The 8,334-nt window shown below is 63.5% G+C and carries 7 protein-coding genes; 1 reads left to right on the top strand and 6 read right to left on the bottom strand.

Annotation, left to right across the window (positions count from 1 at the left end):
* The 6 genes from B0G75_RS39630 to B0G75_RS39605 form a co-directional block, all read right to left on the bottom strand.
* Positions 1-795 (bottom strand): glycosyltransferase family 9 protein (locus B0G75_RS39630; RefSeq protein WP_106314929.1); only part of this gene is annotated, 795 nt, incomplete at its 3' end.
* A complete protein-coding gene (locus B0G75_RS39625) occupies positions 792-1,877 on the bottom strand; it encodes a glycosyltransferase family 2 protein (protein WP_106314928.1) in 1,086 nt (361 codons plus the stop codon). The genes B0G75_RS39630 and B0G75_RS39625, both read right to left, overlap by 4 nt.
* Complete coding sequence (locus B0G75_RS39620) at positions 1,874-3,619, bottom strand: carbamoyltransferase C-terminal domain-containing protein (RefSeq protein ID WP_106314931.1); 1,746 nt, start codon at positions 3,617-3,619, stop codon at positions 1,874-1,876. The genes B0G75_RS39625 and B0G75_RS39620 overlap by 4 nt, the downstream gene beginning before the upstream one ends.
* 25 nt (positions 3,620-3,644) lie before the next feature.
* Positions 3,645-4,880: a lipopolysaccharide heptosyltransferase II gene (waaF, locus tag B0G75_RS39615; protein ID WP_106314927.1), complete on the bottom strand. Its 1,236-nt coding sequence runs from the start codon at positions 4,878-4,880 to the stop codon at positions 3,645-3,647.
* Positions 4,880-5,542: a D-glycero-alpha-D-manno-heptose-1,7-bisphosphate 7-phosphatase gene (locus tag B0G75_RS39610; RefSeq protein WP_374956965.1), complete on the bottom strand. Its 663-nt coding sequence runs from the start codon at positions 5,540-5,542 to the stop codon at positions 4,880-4,882. Before B0G75_RS39610 ends, waaF begins: the two co-directional genes overlap by 1 nt.
* A 101-nt stretch (positions 5,543-5,643) precedes the next feature.
* A complete protein-coding gene (locus tag B0G75_RS39605; RefSeq protein WP_106314926.1) occupies positions 5,644-6,939 on the bottom strand; it encodes a glycosyltransferase family 1 protein in 1,296 nt (431 codons plus the stop codon).
* Between the two features lie 439 nt (positions 6,940-7,378).
* Between B0G75_RS39605 and B0G75_RS39600 the strand changes: the two genes are divergently transcribed.
* Positions 7,379-8,334: ABC transporter transmembrane domain-containing protein (locus tag B0G75_RS39600; RefSeq protein ID WP_258194967.1), on the top strand; the 956-nt coding region annotated here is incomplete at its 3' end.

Below are 8,334 nucleotides of genomic sequence, written 5' to 3'. Positions count from 1 at the left end.
GACCAGCGCCGCCAGTCCGCCGAGCGAGGTGGCGCCCGCCAGATGCAACGCCGGCGAAGTCATCGCGCCCAGCACCGCACTGGTCAGCGGCGCCTCGGCGGCCGTTCCGGTGATGGCGATCTGCCAGCCGTTGGCGGCCAGGTTGTCGGCGACGGCGGCGAAGCGTTCCGCCGGCCAGCGGCGCGAGGGCAACTGCGCGCCGGGGTGAACCAGCACGAGGCGCGTTGGTTCCACGCCGTGTGTCGCGGCGAGCGTGGCATATTCGTCGCGGTCCCGGTGGTTCAACGGAAACGCCAGCCGGCGCTCGCTTCCTGACGCGCCCAGCGCTTCCATTAGCACGAGATAGCGTTCGACTTCGGGCAGGTCGTCGGACCAGCCGATGAAACATCCGGACCGTTCCACTTCATCGGGTTGGACGAAGCCTGCTTGAGCCGTCGCGCCAAATTCGCGCAGCAGGTCGTTGGCGACACCGCCGCTGCCATGCAACTGAATCGCGAGGTCGAATCGCCGGGCGCGCATCTGTGCGAAAAAGTCCGGCAGACCGGCGTCTGTCTCCGGTTGTTCCGGAAAGCCCATTGCGCCAGGAAACACGATCAGTTCGTCGACGAGCTCGGCATAGCGCTCGACGAATGTTTGTGCCCATGGCAAGCCGATCAGCGCGATATGCGCGTGCGGCACCGCGCGGCGTAATGCGCGCAACGCGGGGACGGCGCAAAGCATGTCGCCGAGTTGCAGTGCGCGAAACACGACGATGCGGCGCGGCGCGAGCGCGCCCAGAAACGTGGGTGGATTCATGGAAAGAACACCTTGAAGCGGCAGGCGCCATAGAGTCGCCAGTAGATCGACAGAAATGGAATCGGAATCGACGTCCACGCCATTTCGAGAGTGTGCCGCCAACTTCGATCGCGTCCGCGCAAACGCATCGCGCAGAAGTAACCCGTCAATCCAAGCCATACGATCAGCGCGACGAGCGCGACAGCATCGCGGCCCGTTAGCACGGCAACGCATGCAGTTAACACCGTGCAGAGGATTGCGTAGTACAACAGCGGCGGCGTTGCGCGAATGCGCGTTCTGAATAGCTGCGGGTGCTTCTTGTAAAGCAATGCGTCGAACTGACTTTTCTTTTGCTGCGAAATGCTCACGCCCCAACGTGCGGGGCGTACCGGATGCACGACCAGCGCGTTGGCCGCCTTCACGATCTCGCCGCCCGCCTGCAACAGCATGAATTGCAAGTCGGAATCTTCACGCCACGCGGACGTGAAGCGTTCGTCGAATCCGCCGGTCAGCACGAGATACTCGCGCGCCACGAAAGCGTTCGCTGTGGCGAACTCCGCGCGTTCGAGGCCGCTGGCGTCGGCTTCGTAGTCGGTCGGCAGGTCGGGCAAGGGCACGACGATTTTTCCCGATGCGGCTGCAGCGCCGTTTCCGAGCGCCGCGATGCCTGCGGTGAGCCAGTTCGGGTCCGGCAGGGTGTCGTCGTCGGTGAAGGCAATCAACGGCGAGCGTGCCCGCCGCCATCCGGCGTTACGCGCGCCGGCCGGGCCTTGAGTGCGTGTGACCGGAACGTAGTGCACCGCGAGTCCTCGCTCGGCCTGTGTCGCGGCGAAGCGCGCGACGCAAGCGTGCGTGGCGTCGTCGGGACCGTCGTCGCAGACAAAGATTTCGTACTGGTCCGCCGGGAGATTCTGCTTGCAGAGTGCGTCGAGGCACGTTGCGAGCATGTCGGGACGACGGTACGTCGGCACGACCACAGAGACGCGCCTTGCGGCAAACTGCGCAACTTGCTCCGCGACACTAGCCGAAGCCGCTCCGCTCCCACCTGGCGAGGCGGCGCGCCCGGCGCCGTATTCCACCGAACCGGCAGTGGGCGAACTCATGCGGCAGCTCCCGCTTTTTCGACGAGAAACGGCCCGATCACGAGCGCGTCGAGCGGAGAAGTCCAGAACGACTCGACGGCGTCGCGTGGAGAATTCACCATCGGCTCGCCGCGTGTATTGAACGACGTATTGACGAGGATCGGCACGCCCGTGCGCTGTCTGAACGCATCGAGCAGGTCGTAATACAGCGGATGCTGCGAGCGGTTCACGGTTTGCACGCGTGCGGTGCCGTCCACGTGACGAACCGCCGGAATGCGTTCCGCCTTATCCGCGCGCACGTCGAATACGAACAGCATGAACGGCGCAACGCGCCCGTCCACGAACCATTCGTTTGCATGCTCTTCCATGACGACCGGCGCGACCGGGCGAAAGTCTTCGCGGTCCTTGATCTCGTTGAGCCTCGCCTGCATGCGCGAATCGACCGGCGAGGCGAGAATCGAGCGCGCGCCGAGCGCGCGAGGGCCGAATTCCGTTCGGCCCTGATACCAGCCGATCACCTTGCCGTCCGCGAGCAGACTGGCGGTGTCGCCTGCAATGTCGTTCAAGCGCCGGTATGGGATTTTTGACCATGTCAGAAACTGTTCGATTTCCGCTTCGCTATATTCGGGTCCGAGGTACGCGTGATCCATCTTCCAGTGACGCGTGCGGTCGCCGCGCGCGGCGCGCTCGCGATAATCGGTCCACAGCGCGGCGCCCAATGCGGTGCCTGCGTCACCGGCTGCGGGCTGGACCCAGACTTCGTCGAACGGACCGGCGTCGCGCAGCTTCGAGTTCATGACGCAGTTCAGCGCCACGCCGCCGGCCATGCTGAGTTTGCTCAAACCGGTTTGCCGATGCAGCCACCCGGCGAGTTGCAGCACGGTTTCCTCCAGCACCCGCTGCAACGAATGCGCAATGTCGAAGTGACGCTGCTCCAGCGTTGCTCCGCGTTCGCGCGCCGGACCGAAGCGTTCAACGAGACGCGGCGCCTCGACGGTATACGTTCCGTCGCTGCGGAAGCGGACTATCTCGCGGAATACGTCGAGGTACTCCGGCTTGCCGTACGAGGCGAGGGCCATCACCTTGTACTCATCCGAAGAATGCAGAAAGCCGAGCCAGTCCGTTACGGCTTCGTAGAGCAACCCGAGCGAGTGCGGCAATTCCACCTGCTTGAGCCGTTTATATTCGCCGCCGACAAATTGCCCCATGCTGGTGGTCACGCCTTCGCCGCGACCGTCCATGGTGAGCACGGCCGTGTCGTCAAACGGAGCGGCAAGAAAAGCACTGGCTTCATGCGCGAGATGGTGATCGACGAAATGCCACTTGAAGCCCTTGTCGCGGTCCACGCCCTGAAAGCGCTTCTTCAGATGATGCGGCGCGCCGTCGAGCAACTGCGCCCGGGCGTTGGCAATATAGCTGAGAAACAGAGGGTCCCACGGCGACGCCGTAGGATCGCTAAGGCGCGTGCCGGCCGGATCGAAGGGCAGTTCGATAACGGCGCCTGGCCGGCTCGGCATCCCGCCGAACAGATTCGGGTCGTACGAGTAGGCCACGTGATCGACACCCGCCAGCGTGATCCCGGCTGTCTTCAGACAATAGTCTATGGCGTCGAAGGGCAATTGCCACGTCGAGAACGGCACGGGGCGTTTGGCATGTTTGACGTGCGTGAAGCGCTCGTCTTCGGCGGCGGCCAGCACCACGCCGTCGCGCAATAAAGCGGCTGCACTATCGTGGTAGACCGCGTTGATTCCGAGTGTGTACATGATGGCTCGCAAAAAAGAAGGATGTTCAAGGGGCGAGAGATTGTTCGGCGAGAGGCGTCGCGCCGACACCGGCCGATGCGGGCTCGGATCGGCGAGCCTCACCGCGCGCATCAGGCAAAGCGCGCAATTCGAGCGCGGCCCGCACGACATCGCCGGGCGCGACGCCGAGCAGACAGGCGTGATGCTGCTGTGGACAGACACTGCGATAACACCAGCGGCATTCGACGTCGCGAAACAGCACTCGGTGCGGTGTTTGCCACGGCGTGTGCTGTGGATTGGTGAGTGCGTACAGGTCGACCACGGGCGTCTTCAATGCGGAAGCCAGATGCACCGGCCCGCTGTTGTTCGAGACGAGTACGCTCGCGCGCTCGATCAATGCCGCGAGTTCGCCGAGCGTGAGCGCGCCGCTCAGGTCATGGAGATGCGCGCGGGCGCCTGGCGCAGCGGTATGTATCACGGCGGCGACCAGTTCACGCTCGCTCGAACTGCCGGTAATCAGTACAGGCACGCCGGCTTCACGCGAAAGCCGGGTTGCCACTTCGCCAAATCGTTCCGGCGGATAGCGCCTCGACGCGGCAGTTGCGCCCGGATGCAGCACGATCCAACCGTCGTCGCAAGCCACGCCACGCGCGGTGAGTTGCGCTTCGAGCGACCGGCGATCAGCGGTGTCGACGTGGAACCGCATATGCGTGTCCTGCGTTTGCGCGCCCACGTGGCGCACGAGATCGAGTTGCCGCTGCACTTCATGGCGGGTGCGTTGCTGCGGTTCCGGTTCGCGCAGCCAATCCGTCAATAGGGCGTAGGGATTTTCGCGGCAATGCGCAAGGCGCCGCGGAATGCCGGCCATATAGCAGAGCATTGCGGCGGGCAACGGGCTCTGACTGTAGACCGTGAAGATCACTGCGGCGTCGAAGCCGCCGCCGCGCAGTCGCTCCTGCATGCGCTGATCGTCCGTCCAGGTGTGGCTGGCATTCATCGGACGATCCACCCACGGCGCGTCGTAGACGAGTGCGTCGTCCACGTCGTCGAGAAACGGCGCGAGCGCAATGCCGCTACGCGATGCCAGCAACGTGATATGACGGCCGGGAGCGGACTGGCGCAGTGCGTGCAGCGCGGGCGTAGTCATCAGCACATCGCCGAGATTGTCGAGACGCACGCACAGAATGCGCTTGACGTCCTCGTCCCAGCTCGTAGCCGACGGCGTGTCGACCACGCGTGCGTGCGAAAGCGTTGGCGGCGTGAGCAGCAGGGGGGCGTACATCAGGCAACCTCCGTACGTGGTAGCGCTCGCGCATGGCGGCTGCCGTTGCATTCACGATCGTTTTCGTTTGCGCTGTTCAGGTCGCTCACGACGATCCGCGCGGCTTCGTATAGGTCCGTTGCGCGCGCGGTCGGCACGCGGAATTCGCCGGCGAGCCATTCTGTTTCGTTGCCGTTGTCGAGCAACACCGTGCGGCAGCCCGCGCGGCTGCCCGCTTCGACGTCGTTAAGAATATCGCCGATGAACCAGCTTCGCGCGAGGTCGAGCCGATGTTCGCGCGCCGCTCGCAGCAACATGCCGGGCGCGGGCTTGCGGCAATCGCATTCGATCGCATACGGTGCCACGTGGCCGTGCGGATGGTGCGGACACCAATACACGCCGCGCAGCATCGCGCCGCTTTCGGCGAACAGGGCATGCAATCGCGCTTCTACACTGTTCAATGCGGCAATGCCGAATTTGCCCAGCGCGACGCCCGCTTGATTGCTGACGACGAACAACGCAACAGAGTGCACCGCGAGCAGGCGTAGCGCTTCACACGCGCCTGGCGCGAAACGCATCAGCGAAGGGTCGACGTTGTACGGCACGTCGTCGAGCAGTGTGCCGTCTTTGTCGAGGAATACCGCGGGTTGCATGATGGAGGTCTCAACAAGAAACAAAGCCATTCCAGAGGACGCCGTTACGCGGGCGTCGTGACTCGAGATCAAACAGTGCGCATGGTTCGCACGAGCACGCACGCATGCGCATAAAAGCGCACACATGCCCGCTAGCGCTGCACCGCGCCCACTGCCGCCCGCTTCGGTTCCGCGAACTGGTCTGCCTCGGTTCGCTCCGGTACGAGGCACGCGGCCCGCGCGTAGATCGCAGCCAGCGAAATGCCGACCCCTCTCCATGTGAATTCGGCGTGCGCGCGTGCCAGTCCCGCTTCGCCCATGCGGCGCGCGAGCCCCGGGTCGCGGCGCAACTTGTCAAGACGTGCCGCAAGCGCGCCCGGATCGCGGGGCGGCACGAGAAAGCCGGTCACGCCGTCCGCGACCGAATAGCGAATGCCGCCCACATCCGCACCGATCACCGGCGTGCCGCACGCCATCGCCTCGACCGGGGTAATGCCGAAGGGCTCATACCAGGGCGTGGTGACGAATACGTCGGCGGCGCTGTAGAAGTAACGCAACTGCGCGCGGCCGCGCCGTCCAACGAAGGTGGTCTGCTGCTCCACGCCGCACTCCCGCGCAATGCTGTGCAGCCGCGCGATTTCCGGCGTGGCCAGTTCGTTCGGGGCGTCCGAGTTGCCACCGACCACGTAAAGCCTCGCGGACGCGCGGAACGCCTGCTTCAGTACGCCGACGCCGCGCACCACGTTGTCGATGCCTTTGCGCTGCACGAGCCGGCCGAGTTGCAACACGACGAATTCGTCCTTGCGCCAGCCCAGCGCGTCACGTGCGGCGGTGCGGTCCACGGGCCAGAATTCGTCGGCGTCGAAGCCGCATGGCACGATCTGAATACGCGAGTGGTCGGCGCGATAGTGTTCGACCAGATCGGCTTCGTCCTGCGGACATTCGGCCACGACGATATCGGAGCGTGCCACCAGTTCGTCTTCGATGGCGAAACGCTCGTCGGGGAAGCCGTCGGCGGCGCCCTGGTGAATACGGCGCACACGGCCAAGCGCATGGAAGGTGGTGACGAGCGGAATACCGAGCGCATCTTTAACCCGCAGCGCTGCCAGGCCGGACATAAAGAAGTTGGCGTGAATGACCTGATAAGGATCGCGTTCACGCCGGAAGAAGTCGATCAGAAACGCAGCGAACTCGTCCATGAACGGCAATAATTGCTCCTTGGGCAACTGCATCGGTGGCCCGGCCGGAACATGGATCACACGCACACCGTCCATGTCGGAGACGACCGGCAACAGTGCGCGGTCGCGTCGCGTGAAGACATCCACCTGGTGTCCCATAGCGACGAGTTCTCGCGCGACGTTGGCGATGTAGATGTTCTGCCCGCCGCTATCCACACCGCCGGCGACAGCGAGAGGGGAGGCGTGTTCACTGATAAGGGCGATTTTCATGACGTTCCTTGGCGAAGAAGCGATGACGATGGGAAGAGGCAGGCGGTTGAAGCGGACGCCGCATGCGGTGTGCCACTCCCTATTTTCTTTTTCGCATTCGCATCGGCAAGGCGTTTGCTGAAGGAGTGAGCGCTGTGGCGCGCCCCACTTCGCCGGCGAGAGAGGCGCTGTAGCGTTCCCTGATTTACAAGGCTGCGTGTAACGTTGGCTGCGGAAAAAAGGTCACGCTGTGAGGTGTTCGCCGGCACGGCGTGGAAAATTTTTCGAATGTGCTGCACATGTGGCGCTTTTCTCGCGGCGCGGGATCGCGGCTTGCTGCGCACCGCTCTATGCGAAGCACGCTCACTTTTTTATCCTCGTGCGAGATCCTTCGGGGTCCGCATTCCTCACACGCCGCTACGCTCTCGCTTTTGCTTCGGTAGCGCGGCACTCCCTGCCCATGTCCGACTCGCCGACATCTTCCCGTTCAGAACTGACTGGCCGCATTGCTGCCGATCTATCGCGCGCGATCTGGCGCTATCGCAAGCAAACCATACTCGCGCTCGTGCTGATGATCGCGGCGAAACTGTCTGTCGTTTTGATTCCGCTCGTCCTCAAGCACATCGTCGACGAACTCGGTCATCCGTCTGCGCGGGCGCTATTTCCGGTTTTCCTGGTGCTGGCCTATGCATTACTGCGCTTTCTCGGCGATGCACTTAACGAAGCACGCGACGTAGCGTTCAGCATCGTTACGCAGCGCACGGTGGCCGCGTTTACCGAACGGACATTCGCGCATCTGCACCGGATGAGCGCGAGATTTCATGCACGGCGCGAGACCGGCGCGATTGTTCGGGACGTGCAGAAAGGGGCTGACGGTATCGGTTTTCTGCTAGGCGTCGCGTTGTTCACCATCGTGCCGACCGCCTTCGAGATCGCCGCTATCGTCTCGATCATGGTGCGCGGTTACGCGCGCGAATTCACGCTGGCGATCGCAGTCACCTTCGCAAGCTATGCCGTCTATACGTTTATCTTCACGCGCAGACGCGTCGCGTTCCAGCGCGCGGTGAACCGCCTGGAGGCGCAGTCGGACGGACGTCTTGTCGATAGTTTGCTCAACTACGACACCGTCAAATATTTCGCGACTGAGGAAGTCGAAACACGCCGTTTGAGCGAGGTACTGGAAAAATGGGTGCATGCGAGAACGGCGAACCAGCGCGCGTTGACCGCACTGCATGTGGGGCAAAGCGCGGTTATAGCGCTCGGCGTAGCGGTCATCATGCTGCTCGCCACGCAGTACGTCGTGGCCGGCGCCATGAGTGTCGGCGATCTGATTCTGGTCAACGCATACCTGATCCAGATCTGCATGCCTTTAAATACGCTCGGGTTCGTGTTTCGCGAGACCAACGACGCGATGGT

It is taken from the genome of Paraburkholderia sp. BL18I3N2 (assembly GCF_003001875.1).
In the GTDB taxonomy this organism is placed as follows: Bacteria; Pseudomonadota; Gammaproteobacteria; order Burkholderiales; family Burkholderiaceae; genus Paraburkholderia; species Paraburkholderia phytofirmans.
This window is presented reverse-complemented; position numbering and strand designations above follow the sequence as displayed.